The sequence below is a fragment of the Vibrio sp. 1727 genome, assembly GCF_033344415.1.
Classification (GTDB): domain Bacteria; phylum Pseudomonadota; class Gammaproteobacteria; order Enterobacterales; family Vibrionaceae; genus Vibrio; species Vibrio alginolyticus.
Genome location: NZ_JAWPOT010000427.1, coordinates 1 through 606, shown reverse-complemented (window position 1 = coordinate 606; position 606 = coordinate 1). Strand labels below are relative to the sequence as shown.

Sequence of the window (606 nt, the reverse complement as noted above, 5' to 3'; positions counted from 1 at the left end):
AGCCACACCAACATAAAACCGATGATGGATTTCGGCAGCGTTAAACCTAAATGAGGTAAGCGGTAACCCAAAACCCACAAATAACCGAGTAGCGCGTACACAACACCAGATAACCCACCGAAGTTTGCACCTTCAACATAGAACTGGCCAGCACCAGAGAGTGCCGCAGACACCACAAAGATTTGCAGTAACTTACCAGAACCAAGGCGACGTTCAATATCGCCACCAAGTTGCCACCACCACAACAAGTTAAAGATGATGTGTGTTACCGAGAAATGCAGCAATGCATGACTCACCCAACGCCACAACTGCCATTGCTGGCCTTCAAACGCGGGAAAGTGCAACAGAGCAAATACCCCATTTCCAAAGCCTAACATCTGCAAACCATAAATCACGGCGCATACGGTCATGATCAATAAGGTCACTGGACCGGCTTTGGCTTTGATCATTCCCATGATGCTTGGGCTAGCGTAATGAAATTGGCTCTTACGAGTATCGGCAACGTCCCAGGAAGCGGCGCTGTATTTGCTAGCGGATGGATTCGCCAAAAATTGCTTCAGTTCGGCCTCTGCCTCAACTTCATGCTGGCTGTCCGTAAGCCAAAGT

Annotated in this window: 1 protein-coding gene; it reads right to left on the bottom strand. The window is 48.8% G+C overall.

The window, feature by feature from the left end; genetic code table 11:
- On the bottom strand, positions 1 to 606 hold a 606-nt coding region (glpG, locus tag R8O10_RS26145; RefSeq protein ID WP_318192087.1), incomplete at both ends, for a rhomboid family intramembrane serine protease GlpG.